The sequence below is a fragment of the Methylobacterium sp. A49B genome (genome assembly GCF_053346215.1).
In genome coordinates, this window is sequence record NZ_JBKFBO010000085.1 from 32,636 (window position 1) to 48,659 (window position 16,024).

The window sequence follows — 16,024 nt, forward strand, 5'->3', positions numbered from 1 at the left end:
GTTCCGCTGCCGCTCCATGCGTCCGGGAAGCGGCCGGCGCGCTAACGGCTTCGTCCGGCGCCCTCCGACCCGCCGAAAGACTTGGGGCTGTTGCTTGAACCGGAGCCGGGCAGGGGACCTCGCCCGGTCAAGCCGCGAAGCCTCGGGCTGCCTGCCGGTCACCGCCACGGGTCGACCCTGCGCGCCGCCGATACGCCATCACGCGCGCAGGAGAACGATCTCGGGTCACGCCGCGCAGGCCTGCACGGCCCGGGATGCTCCGCTTCGCTCTCGCGAGGACGACCGCACGTGCCGCGGGGAGGGGACTGCACCGCCCTCGCCCGATCGAAGACGCGGCACGGATCCGCGCCGTTGCAGCCGCTCCTGCCCAAGCCGGACGATCCCACCGACCGGATCACCCGGAACCTAAGACCTGCAGACGCTTCGCATCCAGGCGGTCGGCGAATCGCGCGCCAAACGCAGTTCGCGAGCCACGCGCGGAGCCGTCCCAGACCCATGGCCGACGTTCGCATAAGATATATTATGGAACTCAACGCTGAACCCTAGTCGGGTGAGGGAGGTTGGCATGCCAGCCGGACGACTGCGGCAGTGGGTCCGGGCCGTTCCCTGCCCGTGCCCTCTGACGGGACGGTCGCATGCGTTTCTGCCTGCGCGGGCCACGCGCGTCCATTTAGATCTCCCACGGTCGATCTCGGCTCGCCGTGATCGCGCCACTGGATCGGGCGAGGGCGGTCCGAGGCCCCTCCCCGCGACGGCCTCGCAGAAAGATCCCGCGGAGATCTAGCGAAGATCCCGACCGGTCTCCGGCGGTTTCACGCGGCGCACCCGGACAGACGGCGCACGTCGCCCAGGATCCGGCCGTTCGCTGTCCGGCAGGCGATCTGCTCCGACAGCAGGCCCGGCTGGATCCGGATCGCCGCCGGCCGGCTGAGGGCGTCGACACCCTCCAGGAATCCGGCCGCGTCCATCGGGGCGTCCCGGCCGCCCCCGAGGCCGCGCCACCACGCGACCGCCTTCTCCCGCTCGTAGCCGCGCCCCTCGGGCCGCAGGCGCACGCGCCACGCCACCTCGGTGGCGCCGTCCCGCCAGCCGAGCACGAGGTCGAGTCCGTCCGGCGCGGGCTCCAGGCTCAGGGCCGTCACCGGGTGCCAAGGCGCATCCGGGGACGGGGCTTCGGGATCAGGGCCGGTCGGCCCGAGGCCGCCGGCAGAACCGTCGGGCAAAGGATCGCCGGAGTCGGCCGAGAGGATCTGCAGCTCATCGTCCGCCGTGGCCTCGTGCGGGGCGTCCCGGTCCGCATCCACCTCCGGCTCGGTCCAGCAGGCCTCGCAGGTTGAGGCGTTCAGCGCGATCAGAGCGCCGCAGCCGGGGCAGGGCTTGGCGCGCGAGGCCCCCGCCCCACCCAGGCCCTGCGTGGCGCTCCGGACCGTTACGGCGTCCACCGGCCCGTGCATCCGCACCAGCCCGGCATAATCGAGGATCAGCGCGTCGGCCTTGCCGGGGGCGCAGCGGAGCGCCCGGCCGACCTGCTGCACGTAGAGCCCGGTGCTGCGGGTCGGGCGAAGCAGCGCCACCAGATCGACCTCCGGCACGTTGAAGCCGGTACCGAGCACGCCGACCGAGGTCAGGCATCGGATGTGTCCGGCCCGGAACGCCGCCACGATCCGGTCCCGCTCCCGGCGGGATGTCTCCCCCGAAACGCTCTCGCAGGTATAGCCCTCCGCCCGCACGGCGTCGCGCACCGCATCGGCATGGGCAAGGCCCGCGCAGAAGGCGAGCCACGCCCGGCGCCGACGCCCGTAGTCCGCGAGTTCCGACACGGCGGCGCGGGTGATCCAGTCGCGGTTCACCGCGGCCTCCAGCTCCCCCGGGATGTAGTCGCCCCCACGCCGGCCGACACCGGAGACGTCCAGTTGCGTCAGCGTCGCCTTCGAGACGAGGGGGGCCAGAAAGCCGCGCTGGATCAGCGTGAACGTGTCCGCCTCGTAGGCGATGCCGGCGAAGAGCCGGTGCGCACCTTCGTCGAGGCGGCCCGAATCGAGGCGGTAGGGGGTCGCGGTAAAGCCCGCCACGCGCAGCCCGGGGGTCATCGCCCGCAGGCCGGCCAGGAACCGGCCGTAGCGGGTGTCGGCGGCGCGGGGGATCAGATGCGCCTCGTCGACGATGACGAGGTCGCGCGGGCCCACAGCGTCGAGACGGTCGGCCACCGACTGGATGCCGCAGACCAACACCTGCGCGTTGGCCTCCCGCCGCCCGAGTCCGGCGGAGAAGATTCCGGCCGGCGCTTCCGGCCAGAAGTCCGTCAGCTCGCAAAAGTTCTGGGCGACCAGCTCGCGGCTGTGGGTGACGATCGCCACCCGGGCGAGGGGGTTCTCCTCCAGGGTCTCCCGGGCCAGCGCCGCGATCACGAGCGCCTTGCCGGCGCCGGTGGGCAGCACGATCAGGTGGCCGGGCGCCGCCTCGTCCGCCCCTCCCCGCGCCCAGGCGGCCGAGAGCGCGTCGAGGCTGGCGCGCTGGTAGTCCCGCAGGCGCAGCATGGCGGCGGTCTAGCCGGCTGCGCCGGCCCTGTCCGTGGCGGCGGGGTCACGGCGCAGCAGGTAGATATCCATGATCCAGCCATGGCGGACGCGCGCCTCTGCCCGGATCCGGCGGATCTCGTCGCCCACATCGCCCAGCCGGCCGGAAACCAGAATCTCGTCCGGACCGCCGAGATGGGCGCCCCAGTAGATGGTCAGGTCCGGGTCGAGATGGCCGAAGGCCGGGTCGCCGTCGAGCATCACCACGACGCTCTCCGCCTCCGCCGGCCATCCCGCAGCGAGGCGCCGGCCGGTGGTGATCAGCACCGACCCGCCGATGCCGTTCAGCGGTACCCCGTGGCGGGCGGCGAGCACCTGCACGCTGGACAGGCCTGGGATCACCGTGTGGGTGAAGGCGACCTGCCCGCGGGCGGCGATACGGTCGAGGATGCGCAGCACGCTGTCGTAGAGGGCCGGATCGCCCCAGGCCAGGATCGCCCCCACCGCCCCCGGCGCCAGATGGGTCGCGAAGGCCGCTTCCAGCCGCTCGGCCCGGGCCGCGTGCCAGGCCGCGACGGTGCTGCCGTAATCGACCGGGCGGCGCTCCCGGGGCGGATCCTCCACGGCGATCACCAGATGGGGTTTCCGGATATGGGCCGCGCAGATCCGCCGACGGATCTCGACGAGGTCGGCGGTCTCGGCGCGCTTGTCGAGGACGAACACCGCGTCGACGTCGGCGAGCGCCCGTACCGCCTGGAGGGTCAGGTGCTCGGGATCGCCCGTGCCGATGCCGATGACCCGGATCTGCCTATCCTGCATGCCGTCCTCCGCCGGGGCGGGGAGAGCCGGCGCCGGCCCTCCCCTACAAGCGCGCGTCGGCTTTGGCGAGGATCGCCCGGGCGATGGTCAGGTCCTGCAGGGCGATGCCGGAGGAATCGAACACGGTGATCTGGTCCCGGTCCGTCCGGCCCCCCTCCCCGAGCCGCAGCACGTCGCCGAGCGCCGTGAGGCCTCCTTGAGCCAGCGCGGAGGCGTGCTGGAACTCGCCGATGGTGCGCGACTGCTCCGGCAGGTCGCAGAACAGGGTTGCACGCTCCAGCAGGGCCGGGGGCAGTTCCTGTTTGCCCTTGGCATCCGCCCCCATGGCGGCGACGTGGGTACCGGGGCGGACCCAGCCGACCTCGAAGAGCGGCGCGCGGGCCGGCGTCGCCGTGACGATCACGTCGGCGGCCGCGCAGGCCTCCTGGGCGGAGGCCGCCCGCACTGCGATCCCCGAGGCCCCCTGCCCTGCCAAGCGCGCGGCGAACCCCGCGACCTTGGCGGCGTCCCGGGCGACCACCAGCACGGTATCGATCGGCAGGACCCGGGCGAGCGCCGCGCACTCGAACTCGGCCTGGTTGCCGGCCCCGAACACCGCCAGCACCGCCGAATCCGGCCGCGCCAGGACGCTCGCCGCCACCGCGTCGGCGGCGGCGGTCCGGTAGGCGTTGACGCGGCCCGCCTCGATCACCGTATCGACGCGGCCGACATCCTGATCGAACAGCAGGATCACCGAATTATGCCGCGGCAGGCCCCGGTCCGGATTGCCGGGCCAGAACGAGCCGACCTTCAGGCCGGCATAGTCGGCGGTCGAGCCCGACTTGATCGAGAACCGGTTGGCCGTCTCCGAGCCGTGGCCGAGCACCGCCGGGAACAGGGTCGTGCCCGGCGCCACCGCGGCGATCAGCGCCTCGCGGGCCGCGTCGAACGCCATGGCGTGATCGACCAACGCGGCCGATTCCTCCTCCGAGATGAAGCGCATGGCGTGAAGATCTCCAAAGTCATGGTTTCAAAAGGTCGAGACCTTTTGCGGGTGCAGGGCAGAGCCCTACTCTCGGGCGAGGCCCGAGCGTCGGGGCCCTGCCCCGATATCCCGCCGAGGGGCCGGGGCCCCTCGGAAACCCCTACAGGGTCATGCCGCGGGCAGTCACCGGCCAGATCGCCTCGACGCGGCCGTTCCGCACGCCGACATACCAGTCGTAGACGTTGACCGTCGGGTCGCAATGGCCGGGGATCAGCTTCAGGCGCTCGTTGAGCGTCAGCACGTTGCCGGGATCGCTGATCACCCCGTGCTCGTCCGAGCACTTGACGTACTCGACGTCGTCCCGGCCGAAGACCACCGGCAGGCCGCTGTCGATGCTCTGCGCCTTGAGGCCGGCATCGCAGATCGCGACGTCCGCCTTCGCCTTGCTCATGATCGCCGTGTAGATGAACAGGCTGTTCTCGAACTCCGCGATCGGCCGCCCGTCCGCGTCCTTCACCCGCTGGTAGTCCGCGTCCATGAAGACGTAGGAGCCGCACTGCAGCTCGTTGTAGACGCCGCTGCCGCCCTCCATGGCGAAGCTGCCGGTGCCGGCCCCCGCCACGATGGCGCAGTCGAGCCCCTCGGCCTTGAGCAGGTCGACGGTGCGCTTCGTCTCGTCGATCGCCGTCTGGATCAGGGCCTTCCGCTCGCCGAAATCGCGCACGTGCTGGGCCTTGCCCTGGTAGGCCTGCAGGCCCGCGAAGCGCAGGCCCGGCGCCGCCGCGATCTTCTTCGCGATCGCCAGAGCGGGCTCGCCCGGCGCGACGCCGCAGCGGCCGGCGCCGACGTCGATCTCCACGAGGCACTCGAGGGTGACGCCGTACCGGACCGCCGCCGCCGAGAGGTCGTCGACGTTGCCGAGGTCGTCGACGCAGACCAGCACCCGCGCGCGGGTGGCGAGCGCCGCGAGCCGCTCGATCTTCTTCGGCGCCACCACCTGGTTGGAGACCAGCACGTCGCGGATGCCGGCGCTCACCAGCGCCTCGGCCTCGCTGACCTTCTGGCAGCAGACGCCGCAGGCCCCGCCCCGCTCGATCTGCAGGACCGTGATGTCGGACGACTTGTGGGTCTTGGCATGCGCCCGGTGGCGCAGGCCGTGCTCCTTCATGAAGCGGCCGAGCGTGTCGACGTTGCGCTCGAGGGCGTCGAGGTCGACCAGCAGGCAGGGGGTATCCACCTCCTCGACCGGCATCCCGACGGTGGCGGGGATGTTGTTGCGCATGGTGTATCCTCCTGATCGCGTGCGGATCTCGTGGCGGGGGCCCCGGATTACGGAGCGAGGCCCAGAAGCTCGGCGATGCGCGGCGTCGCCTTGATGCCGGTGCCGGTGAGCACCACCACGGTGGTCTCACCGGGCCGGATCGCGCCGCGCGCGGTGAGGTCGGTGAGCGCGGCCGCCGCCATGGCGCAGGTGGGCTCGACGTAGAGGCCCGAGCGGGCGAGCTCCATCAGGGCCGCCTCGATGGATTCCTCGGAGACCGCCACGGTGCCGCCGCCGGACCGGCGGAGCGCCGCCAGCACCTCCCGGCCGCGGACCGGCTGGGCGATCGAGGCGCCCTCCGCGAGGGTCGGGCGGGGCGTCACCGGCACGAAATCCTCCGCGCCGGCCTCGAAACCCGCGTGCAGGGGGGCGCAATGGGCGGGCTGAACCGCGTAGAGCCGCGGCAGGCGGGCGATCTCCCCCCGGCGCAGCAGCTCCGAGAAGCCGATGTCGCAACCGAGGATGTTGCTGCCCGCCCCGCACGGGATGATCACGGCGTCGGGCGCGGCGAAGCCCAGATCCTCCCACAGCTCGTAGGCGAGCGTCTTGGTCCCCTGGAGGAAGTGGGCCTGCCAATTGTGGCTGGCGTAGAAGATCGACGCCGCTTGGCCGACCGCGGCGTCGGCCGTGTCCTGGCGGGTGCCGGGGATCAGCTCGACCTCGGCGCCGGCGGCCCGCATCTGGACGGTCTTGGCCGGCGAGGTCGAGGCCGGGACCAGGATCTTGGCCCGCATCCCGGCGGCGGCCGCGTAGGTCGCCACCGCGGCGCCGCCGTTCCCGGAGGAATCCTCCAGCACGGCGTCGATCCCCTGCTGGCGCAGGATCGACAGCATCACGGCGGCGCCCCGGTCCTTGAAGCTGCCGGAGGGCGCGAACCACTCGAGCTTGAAATGGGCGTGGCCGCCTCGCCAGGGCCGGCGCACCAGCGGGGTGCAGCCCTCCCCGAGCGTGACGGGGTCGGCCACCGGCACCGGCAGCGCGGCGGCGTAGCGCCAGAGGGAGCGCCGGCCCGTGTCGATCTCCCCGCGCCCGATCCCCGGCAGGTCGGTGATCATCAGCGGACCACCCGTCTCCGAGCGCCAGCGGGGCGTCTCGATCGGGTAGGTCGCGCCGGTGGCGGGGTCGAGATAGGCGACGGACGGGGGCATAGCGGCTCGGTTCCGGGGCGGCTCGGGAGGATAATACAAAATAATCTTGGTCGGCGCGCCTCCCTTTCCGGGGAGAGGACGGCGCGCCGCAATCCGGGCCGAGGCGGGTCGAGATGGGCGGCGCCCTTCGAAACCCGGGAGGCTCAGGCCACGAGCGGCAGGACCGTCGACTCCGGGGCGTGCTCGGCGGCGATCGCCCCGGCGACGAGTTCGGCGGTGGCGCCCGAGAGGGTCCAGCCGAGATGGCCGTGACCGGTGTTGTAGAAGACGCCAGGCCGGCTGCCACGGCCAACCTTGGGCAGCATGTTCGGCAGCATCGGGCGCAGGCCGCTCCAGGCGACCACCCGGTCGGTGTCGACCAGGGGGAACTGCTCCCGGGTCCAGTCGACCAGCGGCTGGATCCGGTCGTGGCGGATGTCGCGGTTGAAGCCGTTGAACTCGGCGGTGCCGGCGACACGCAGGCGCTCGTCGCCGAGGCGGCTGGTGACGATCTTGGCCGCCTCGTCGAGGATGCTCACCTCGGGCGCCGCCCGCTGCGCTTCCGGGGTCAGCAGGTTCACGGTGATCGAGTAGCCCTTCACCGGATAGACGTTGACCCGGTCGCCCAACATGGCGGCGAAGCGCCGGCTGGCGCAGCCCGCGCAGATCACCACCGCGTCGGCCCGCAGGATCTCCGCGTCGCCGGCCGGCTGATCCGCTCCACGCCACCTGACGGCGTAGTCCCCCTCCTCCGGCGCGATCGTCGCGACGTCGGCGTCCTGGATGAAGCGGACGCCCTTGCGCGCGCACGCGGCCGCGAGGCCGCGGGTGAATTTGTGGATGTCGCCGGTGGCGTCCGACGGCGTGAAGTAGCCGCCGTGATAGGTGCCGGCGAGCGTCGGCTCGATGGCGCGGATCTCCTCCGGGGTCACGGCATAGCGCTCGAGACCCCCCTCCCGCAGCAGGGCGTTGACCGCCGTGGCCTTCTCGAAGCTCGCCCGGTCGCGGTAGAAGTGCAGGATGCCGCGGGACTTCAGGTCGAAGTCGATCCCCTCGGCCTCCGCCATGGCGAACAGGGCCTCCCGGGCCTTCAGCGCCAGCCGCACGGTCTGCACGGTGTTCTCGCGGTAGTGAACGATCTCGCGGACGAACTCCGCCATCCAGGACAGCTTGTGCCAGGAGGGCTTGGGATTCATCAGCAGCGGCGCGTCGCGGCGCAGCATCCAGCGCAGGCCCTGCATCACCGTGGAGAGCTTGTTCCACACCTCGGCGTTGCAGGCCGAGAGCTGGCCGCCATTAGCGAAGGAGGTCTCCATGGCGGCGTAGCGCTGCCGGTCGAGGACGGTGACGCGGTACCCGCGCTGGGCGAGCGCGTAGGCGGTCGTCACGCCGGTGATGCCGGCGCCGATCACGGCGATGTGGGTCATGGGTGGGACTCCGGAACGTCTGGACGCGGGAAGGCCGCCCTCGAGCGGTCGGCCGGTTGCGCGCCCCATCTGTCCCGGTGCCTGAGAGCTTGATCCGGCTCGGCCCTGGCGAGGCGAAGCGCGGACGTCCCCTTCGGCGGGTGCCCACGGGTTCGCCCGCTGCACCACTCTCCAGATCGCCCTGACGACACGGTTCCGGTGCCTGAGAGTTTCCGGGGCGGTTGCTCCGTCGGCGCCGGGCCTCCCTCTGGTGGGGATGATCCCGGTCTCTCCCGCATCGTCGCGATGGGCTGTCCCCTGGATACGCCGATTCGGCCGCGGCCGAGAAGCCCGGATTCCCGGCACCCTGCCCGTTCCTCGGACAGCCTGTGCGCGCTGTCACCGGTCCGGCGAAATCCCTGGGCGGCGTTTCCCGGCGCCATCACCCGGCCGAGGCCGCCCGGCCCGGATGGCCCGGAGCGGCGGGCCCGGAGCGGGACCATGCGGGACCATGCGGGCACGTGCGGGCCTGCGCCCCCCTCGTCCCCGTCTTGCTCGCGCGCGCGCCGATCACGATAAGCATCCGGGCCGATGCGACCGGCTCCCGTCACCCGTTGTTTCCGGAGGATCCGCCATGGATTGGACCGCGTTCGCGCAGGAGTGGTGCGAGGCCTGGAATGCGCACGACGTGGAGCGCGTGCTCCTGCATTTCCACAACGACGCCGTCTTCACGTCACCGGGCGCCCTGAGGCTGCAGCCTGGCTCCGCCGGCATCGTGCGGGGGAAGCCGGCCCTGCGCCGTTACTGGTCGGAAGCCCTGTCGGTGATCCCGGACCTGCACTTCACGATCGACCATGTCTTCGCCGGGATCGATACCCTGGTCATCCAGTACAGGAATCAGAAGGACGTCAGGGTCAGCGAGGTGCTGATCTTCGAGGACGGCAAGGTGCGCTCCGGCCACGGAACGTATCCGATCGGCATCGCGAATCCCGTCGGTGCGGTCACGGCGTGAGCGCCCGAGAACGCCGGGACCGATCCGCTCGGATTTTACTATTGATAAACCAGAATTTAGCCTGAAACCCGCCTCAATGCGCGAATTCAGGCGCGACGGATAGTATATAAAATCTGTATTAAGCCTCATCACGCAGGATCTGCCGACAAGACACCTTCCTCGATATCGGGCAGGCGGCGCGATGGCGAAGTGGATACCCGGCGCGGCGGTGTTCGGATTGCTGTGCCTGATGATCATCCCGGCGCCCGGGATCTGGGGTGTGCTGATCGGGGCCGTCTGCGTGCTGGCGATCGTCGGCAGCCTGTGCATGCTGCTCCTGGACCGGACGGCGACCGCCCTCCTCGCCTGGCGCCAGCGCACCCGTCAGGTGCGCCGGAACCGGGCGGTGGTGCATGCCGGGTCCGGGACGGCGCGGAAGGCCTGACCGCCCGGCAGCGGGGCTGGATTCGGCACGGCATCGGTGCAAGGTCGCGCGGCGCCGCGATCACGGCGTTACGCCCAACCGGGACGGTCCGATGAAGCTCCTCTACTCCCCCGCCTCCCCCTACGCCCGCAAGGTGCTGGTCGTCGCCCACGAGACCGGGCTGATCGACCGGATCGCCGTGACCGCGGCCGGGGCCTCCCCGACCGGGCCCGCCCCGGAGGTCGCCGCCCACAACCCGCTGGGCAAGATCCCCGCGCTGGTGCTGGAGGACGGCACCGCCCTCTACGACAGCCGGGTGATCTGCGAGTATCTCGACGGCCTCTCGGCCGGGCCGCGCCTGTTCCCCGAGGGGGCCGCCCGCTGGGACGCGCTGACCCGGCAGGCGCTGGCCGACGGCCTGCTCGATGCGGCGCTGCTGACCCGCTACGAGCGCGTCCTGCGCCCGGAGGAGCGGCGCTGGGACGCCTGGGAGGCCGGCCAGATCGGCAAGATCCGGTCGGCGCTCGACCGGTTCGAGACCCTGGTGGCCGGCGGGCCGGCCCTCGACATCGGCACCGTCGCGATGGCCTGCGCGCTGGGCTACCTCGACCTGCGCTTCCCCGACCTCGCGTGGCGGGAGGGACGGCCGGCCCTCGCTGCGTGGTTCGCGGAGTTCGAGCGCCGGCCCTCCATGGCAGCCACCGTGCCGAAGGGCTGAGATCCCACCGCCGGGTCCGGCTACGGCCGGGCCCGGTCGACGGCCGCGTAAGGGTTGGTCGAGCCGAGCGGGTCGGCGAGGAAGTCCTGGACCGTCCCGGCGCCGGTGCCGAAGGTGATGAGCAGGAAGCCCCCCGCCAGCGCGAAGTTCTTCAAGAAGTCCCAGAACAGCTCGCGGCCCTTGCCGCCGGCCCAGAAGTCGCCCGGCGCCCAGAACTGCTTCCACAGGAGCGCGGTCACGCCGCAATAGCCGGCCAGCACGAAGGCGGCGGCCCGGTCGGCGGTGCCGGTCAGGATGCAGAGCGACATCCCGATCTCGACGGCGAGCCCGACCAGGATCAGCGCCGTGGCGGGGGCGGTGGCGTGCACGGCCTGCCGCGCCTGCCCGACCGCGCCCCGGAAGTTCAGGATCTTGTCCAGCGCGCTGAACGGCAGGAACAGCAGCACCAGGAGCAGGCGGACGCCGAACGCGATCGCGACGCTGAGGCTGGCCATGCGGTAAAGACGACTCCGACCCGGCCCCGACGGCCCATCCCGCATCTAGGGCGGGTTTCCGCTCGCGGACATGGGGTTCCCAAAGGGCCGAGACCCTTTGGCGGGGTGCCGGGGCGGAGCCCCGGCCTCGCGCCTCGCGCGACACCGGGCAAGGCCCGGCCGCAGGGCTCCGCCCTGCACCCGCGAAAGGTCCCGACCTTTCGAAACCGGGATCTCAGCCCCGGCAGTCGCGGATCAGCCGTCGCACGAAGCCCGCGCAGGCTTCCAGTTCGTCCCGGGTGACGTACTCGTCGGCCCTGTGGGCGCGGGCGATGGAGCCGGGGCCGATCACCACGGCGGGGACGCCGCCGAGCCGCTCGAACAGGCCGCCCTCCGTGCCGTACGAGACCTTGGCGTGCCCGTTCCGGCCGGCGAGCCGCTTGGCCAGGGTCACGATCGGCGCCTCCGGGTCGGTGTCGAGGCCCGGATAGTCGATCAGCGGCTCGACATCGACGCCGCAGGCCGGATCGACCGCCCGCATCAGCGGCACGAGCGTATCGGTGGCGTAGGCGATCGCCGCCGCCGCCAGCGCCCCGGCATCGTCCGCGCCGATCGCCCGGTACTCGAACGCGACGCTGCAGGTGTCGGGCACGATGTTGAGCGCCGTGCCGCCCTGGACCACGCTCGACAGGCCCGTGGTGTGGGGCACGTCGTAGAGCGGGTCGCGGGCGCCGTCCCGGACGAGCGCCTCGGCGGACAGCCGGACGTGCTCGATGAACCGGGCGGCGTACTCCACCGCGTTGACGCCCTGGGGCGCCAGGGCCGAGTGGCTGGCCTTGCCCCGGAAGGTGAGCCGGGCGGCCGACTTGCCCTTGTGGCCGACCACCACCTCCATCCCGGTGGGCTCGCCCACGAAGCAGCCCAGCGGACGCGGGACGCGCTCCAGCATCCGGGCGATGAGCGGACGCACCCCCAGGCAGCCCACCTCCTCGTCGTACGAGATCGCGATGTGGATCGGGGTGGCGCGCGCGCCCGCGACCATCTCGGGCAGGAGCGCGAGGCAGACCGCCAGGAACCCCTTCATGTCGGAGGTGCCCCGCCCGTAGAGCCGGCCGCCCTCCTCCCGCAGGCTGAACGGGTCGGACGTCCAGGGCTGGCCCTCGGCCGGCACCACGTCGCTGTGGCCGGAGAGCACGTAGCCGGGGCGGGTCTCGAAGGGGCCGACGCTCACCAGCAGCGCCGCCTTCCGGCCGGTCGCGTCCGGGACCCGCTCCACCGCGGCGCCGTGGCGGCGGCAATACGCCTCCGCCCAGTCGATCAGCGGCAGGTTCGAGCGGGCGCTCACCGTGTCGAAGGCGATGAGCGTCTCCAGGAGCGCCACCGGGTCGGATGCGGGGGCGGGCCGGTCGGGCACTGACTCTGGCATGGGCCGTTCGCGCTCGCGTTGTCTCGGGTGCGGGTGTCAGGCCTTCTACGGGGTTTTGGGCGGTCTGGGGATCCCGGGGCCCGGGAATCCAAGGCGCGCAGGTGCGCCGCGGCGGTCTGCGGAACCGGAGGGCCCGTCCCGGCGTAGCTGCCGGTGCAGGCCCCTCCCGACGAGCCCGAACCATGCGCGCCGGTCCCAAGCCGATCCAGGGAATCCTCCGAGAAAGGCTCCGAGAGGCGCTCCGAGAAACGCTCCGAGGCGCTCGCCACGCGGCCCTGATCCTTCCGGTCGCGCTGCTGGCGGCTTCTTCGGTTGAGGCACGGCCCCATCCCGGACGGCATCACCCGCGGGCCGCCTCCGACATGGACCGGACCCTGGCCCGCATGGCCGGGGAGGCGCGGCGGGACTGGCGGGTCTGGCAGGCGCCGAGGCCCCTCGCCCGGGTCTTCGCCCCGGCCACGCGGGAACGGGTCGCGGCGCCGCCCTTCACGGGCTGGGGCTACGGCGGCACGATCCCGGGGGCGTGGCCCGGCTTCTGACGCCGGACGGGTCCGGTGCAGGCTGCCGGTACCCTGCCGGGCTTGGGGGTTCACACATCGGGATCGGGATCGTTGTCCGGTCGACAGGTCTGGCGATCCAGGCATGGCACGCGCCCTCCCTCCCCCCTCTGCGGGGGAGGGAGGCCCCTGCGTCAGCAGGGGTCGGGCCGGGACGCAGTCCCGCAAGGGGGGAACCCGGCTTCCGGAAGGGGCGCGCGTTTCATGAAGGCCAGCGTTCAATCCTGCACCGTCGCGCTCCCCTCTCCCGACGCCCTTCGGGGGCCACCCTCCCCCGCAGAGGGGGGAGAGCGCGCTGCGGAGCCGTTCGGTCCTTCTCCGATGGGGACGTGAGACCATCGTAGCTCTGCCGCAACGGGCTCCGGCGCGCTGATTTGAGGCCGACCGCGTGCATATTTGCAACTCTCGATAGTAATAGTGCGGCGCCGGGGCCCGATACTGGCTTGCTGAGGTCTGCCGTGCGTGCTCAGAAGGTGTCCTGGCAGAGCTTGGCGGTGCGAAGTCCGTCGGCTGGCACAGGCTGGATCCGCAGGAGGTCGGATGCAGGCGATCGCGCGATCCGACTCTCCTTCTGCGGCGCCCCCGGCAGCCGCGCAGGCCGATCCCGCGCGCCGGGCCGGTCTGCGCCGCCGGGCGCCGCCGCGGCTGCGCGTCGTGCTGGCGCTGGGTTTCGGCACCCTCGGCTTCCTGGCCACCCTGGCGCTCGCCGCCCTGGTGAGCCGCGAGGCGACGCGCCGCCTCGAGGCGGAGGTCGGCGGCCAGCTCGCCGAGATCGCCGGCCAGATGGCGCGGAGCCTCGACCTCGGCATGTTCGAGCGCTGGCGCGACATCCAGATCGCCGCCGCCTCGGACAGCCTGCGCGATCCGGGGGCCGGCACGGCCGCCAAGCGCGCCCTCATGGAACGGATGCAGGCGACCTACCCGGCCTACTCGATCATCGGGCTGATCGACGCGGACGGGCGCGTCGCGGTGACCAGCACCGGCGCTCTGGAGGGCGCGGACGTGTCCGGCCGGGACTATTTCCGCGCGGGCCGCGCGGCGCCCTTCGTGGGGGACGTGCATCCGGCCAAGCTCCTGCAGGCGGTGCTGACCCCCGGTGGACCGGGATCGGGCGGGACGCGCGCGCGAGAACCCCTGCGCCTCGTCGACGTCGCGGCCCCGGTCCGGGCGGCGGACGGACGCCTCGTCGGCGTGCTGGCCGCGCATCTCGACTGGACCTGGGCGCGCGACATGGCCCGCACCCTCGAAGGCTCGCTCCGGGGCCACCGCGAGGGCGCGGAGATCCTGATCCTGTCCCGGGACGGCGCCGTCCTCCTGGGGCCGCCGGGCCTGCAGGGGGATTCCCTGCCTTCGCCCCAGTCCCCGACCCTGACCCAGGCCCTGCCCCAGGCCGTGCCGGCCGGCGGGCGTCCCCTCGATCGGCAGGGTACCAGCCGGGTCGGCCCCTGGCCGGACGGGGCCGCCTATCTGAGCGCGCAGGCGCGCACGGCCGGCTACCGCGACTATCCCGGCCTCGGCTGGCAGGTGGTGGTGCGCCAGTCGGCCGACCGGGCCCTGGCCTCGGCGACGGCGCTGCGCGAGAACATCCTGGTGGCGGGCAGCGCGGTGGCGCTCGCGGCGGCTTTGCTCGCGTGGCTGCTCGCCGGCCTGATCGCCCGGCCGCTGCGGGAGCTGGCGGGCGCGGCCGGCGCGCTGGGCCGCGGCCAGCCGCTGCCGGTGCTGCCCCGCTCCCTGGTGCGCGAGGGCACGATGATCGCCGAGGCCCTGGAGGCGGCCGCCGACGAGCTGGCCCGGCGCGCGCAGGCCCACCGGCTCCTGATCGACGAACTCAACCATCGGGTGAAGAACACCCTCGCCACCGTGCAGTCGATGGCCGCGCAGAGCCTGAAGAACCTCGGCGGCGGCGCCGCGGCCGGGCGGGACGCCTTCGAGGCGCGGCTGCTCGCCCTGTCGCGCGCCCACGACGTCCTCACCCGCGAGAGCTGGACCAGCGCGGGCCTGCGCGGCATCGCCGATCAGGCCCTGCGCCCGTTCCTGGGTGAGACCGCCCTGGGCGAGACCGCCGACGACGCGACGCCGCGCATCACCCTGGCGGGCCCCGACCTGCGGCTGCCGCCCGAGGGGGCGCTGGCGCTGACGATGATCCTGCACGAGCTGTGCACCAACGCGGTCAAGCACGGCGCCCTCTCGGTTCCGGGCGGCCGCGCGGCGCTGTCCTGGGTGCGGGAGACCGATGCCGGCGCCCCGACCCTGCGGATCACGTGGCGCGAGCGCGGCGGCCCGCCCGTGGCGCCGCCCGCGCGGAGCGGCTTCGGCACCCGCCTGCTGGAACGCGGCCTGGCCGGGCGCGGCACCGCCAGCCTCGCCTACGAGGCGGCGGGATTCGTCTACGTGGCGGCGAGCCCCCTGCCCGCCCCGCCCGCGGAGGCCGACGCGACCCCGCCGCGGCCGCGCCCGGCCTGAGGGATCCGACGGGCCTCCGCGGCAGGCCCCGCAGCCGCCCGCAGCCGCCCGCGGCCACGCTGTGATCGACCCGCCCCCGGCCTCCGGCCCGAACCCGTCCGGTGGCCGGCCTCGGCGCCGCCGTCTCCGCGCGGCCACATGATCTGGACGGCGCCGTATCGCATCCCATTCCTTCGCCTGCCCCATGATGACGGACCCGCGTCGCAGCAGGCCTTTGCGCTGACAGCGCCGAATCCGCTTTAATCCCGTCGTCGACGGCGTGCGGTGTCCATGGTGTGCGTCCACGCACCAAGTAATACCAAGAGAAAGGATTAAAATTTTTGTCGTTTTACTGTGCCGAAGCGCACATACTCTTCGAAATACGACGCTTATGTTCGGATCATCGGCTCGGGATGCGGTGTCCTCGGCCAGACGACGAACATGCGAGGTAACGCGATGACCACACCACGGCACCTCCCGACCGGCTCCCGTTTCGGCTTCACCCGCGGCCTTGCCCTGGGGCTCCTGGCCGGCGCCCTCGTCCTGCCGATCTCCGCCCAGGCGGGCGAGGGCGGCGACGGCAGCCGCCAGGTCGCCGGCGGCGGCCACATGAGCTCCTACGTGAACGATCCCCATCACGACCCGCGCTCGCTCCACTCGCAGCGCCTGGGGACCGGGCAGCTCCTCGGGGCGCCGATGCTCCACGACCGGGCCGGACCCGCGATCGCGCGCCGCAACCTCGTCGATCCCCACTGGGCGTCCGGGACCGCGCAGCGCCGCCGGATCGCGCGCTGAGGCGGCGCCGGGGGGCCCCGGCAGCCTCCGGCCCCCCACCCGGGC

General features: G+C 72.8%; 14 protein-coding genes and 2 riboswitches. Of the genes, 6 read left to right on the forward strand and 8 right to left on the reverse strand.

What is annotated here, in order from left to right; all coding sequences use genetic code 11:
* Positions 1-812: 812 nt before the first annotated feature.
* The 6 genes from ACLBX9_RS11885 to ACLBX9_RS11910 form a co-directional block, all read right to left on the reverse strand.
* Positions 813-2,537, reverse strand: coding sequence for a DEAD/DEAH box helicase (locus tag ACLBX9_RS11885; protein ID WP_447719054.1), 1,725 nt, complete (start codon positions 2,535-2,537; stop codon positions 813-815).
* Positions 2,538-2,546: 9 nt separating this feature from the next.
* The gene (gene cobF, locus ACLBX9_RS11890; RefSeq protein WP_447719055.1) at positions 2,547-3,335 is read right to left on the reverse strand and encodes a precorrin-6A synthase (deacetylating); all 789 of its coding nucleotides are present in this window, start codon (positions 3,333-3,335) and stop codon (positions 2,547-2,549) included.
* Positions 3,336-3,378: 43 nt separating this feature from the next.
* Positions 3,379-4,317, reverse strand: coding sequence for an ornithine cyclodeaminase family protein (locus ACLBX9_RS11895; RefSeq protein WP_447719056.1), 939 nt, complete (start codon positions 4,315-4,317; stop codon positions 3,379-3,381).
* Positions 4,318-4,459: 142 nt separating this feature from the next.
* Positions 4,460-5,581, reverse strand: a complete 1,122-nt coding sequence (locus tag ACLBX9_RS11900; protein WP_447719057.1) for a DSD1 family PLP-dependent enzyme — start codon at positions 5,579-5,581, stop codon at positions 4,460-4,462.
* A 47-nt stretch (positions 5,582-5,628) separates the two neighbouring features.
* Positions 5,629-6,768 (reverse strand): pyridoxal-phosphate dependent enzyme, encoded by a 1,140-nt coding sequence (locus ACLBX9_RS11905; protein WP_447719058.1) that lies wholly within the window; start codon positions 6,766-6,768, stop codon positions 5,629-5,631.
* A 143-nt stretch (positions 6,769-6,911) separates the two neighbouring features.
* The gene (locus ACLBX9_RS11910) at positions 6,912-8,174 is read right to left on the reverse strand and encodes a D-amino acid dehydrogenase (protein WP_447719059.1); all 1,263 of its coding nucleotides are present in this window, start codon (positions 8,172-8,174) and stop codon (positions 6,912-6,914) included.
* Between the two features lie 67 nt (positions 8,175-8,241).
* A riboswitch (glycine riboswitch) is annotated at positions 8,242-8,351 on the reverse strand.
* 3 nt (positions 8,352-8,354) lie between these two features.
* A riboswitch (glycine riboswitch) is annotated at positions 8,355-8,459 on the reverse strand.
* A 328-nt stretch (positions 8,460-8,787) separates the two neighbouring features.
* Between ACLBX9_RS11910 and ACLBX9_RS11915 the strand changes: the two genes are divergently transcribed.
* The 3 genes from ACLBX9_RS11915 (at position 8,788) to ACLBX9_RS11925 (ending at position 10,286) form a co-directional block, all read left to right on the forward strand.
* On the forward strand, positions 8,788-9,165 hold the full coding sequence (locus ACLBX9_RS11915; RefSeq protein WP_447719060.1) for a nuclear transport factor 2 family protein: 378 nt from the start codon (positions 8,788-8,790) through the stop codon (positions 9,163-9,165).
* Between the two features lie 181 nt (positions 9,166-9,346).
* Entirely contained in the window at positions 9,347-9,589 is a 243-nt protein-coding gene (locus ACLBX9_RS11920) for a hypothetical protein (RefSeq protein WP_447719061.1), read from the forward strand.
* 91 nt (positions 9,590-9,680) lie between these two features.
* Entirely contained in the window at positions 9,681-10,286 is a 606-nt protein-coding gene (locus ACLBX9_RS11925) for a glutathione S-transferase (RefSeq protein ID WP_447719062.1), read from the forward strand.
* 20 nt (positions 10,287-10,306) lie between these two features.
* On the opposite strand, the gene ACLBX9_RS11930 is transcribed toward ACLBX9_RS11925, so the two are convergent.
* Positions 10,307-10,780, reverse strand: coding sequence for a DoxX family membrane protein (locus ACLBX9_RS11930; RefSeq protein WP_039894435.1), 474 nt, complete (start codon positions 10,778-10,780; stop codon positions 10,307-10,309).
* Between the two features lie 214 nt (positions 10,781-10,994).
* Positions 10,995-12,185 carry an acetylornithine deacetylase gene (gene argE, locus ACLBX9_RS11935; protein ID WP_447719063.1) on the reverse strand — a complete coding sequence of 397 codons (1,191 nt, stop codon included), beginning with the start codon at positions 12,183-12,185 and terminating at the stop codon, positions 10,995-10,997.
* 182 nt (positions 12,186-12,367) lie between these two features.
* Here argE and ACLBX9_RS11940 point away from each other — a divergent pair, with 182 nt between their 5' ends.
* From ACLBX9_RS11940 to ACLBX9_RS11950, 3 genes are all read left to right on the forward strand, one after another.
* Complete coding sequence (locus tag ACLBX9_RS11940; RefSeq protein ID WP_447719064.1) at positions 12,368-12,724, forward strand: hypothetical protein; 357 nt, start codon at positions 12,368-12,370, stop codon at positions 12,722-12,724.
* A 558-nt stretch (positions 12,725-13,282) separates the two neighbouring features.
* Positions 13,283-15,205, forward strand: coding sequence for a sensor histidine kinase (locus ACLBX9_RS11945; RefSeq protein ID WP_447719065.1), 1,923 nt, complete (start codon positions 13,283-13,285; stop codon positions 15,203-15,205).
* A 435-nt stretch (positions 15,206-15,640) separates the two neighbouring features.
* A complete protein-coding gene (locus tag ACLBX9_RS11950) occupies positions 15,641-15,979 on the forward strand; it encodes a hypothetical protein (protein WP_010687363.1) in 339 nt (112 codons plus the stop codon).
* Positions 15,980-16,024 lie beyond the last annotated feature (45 nt).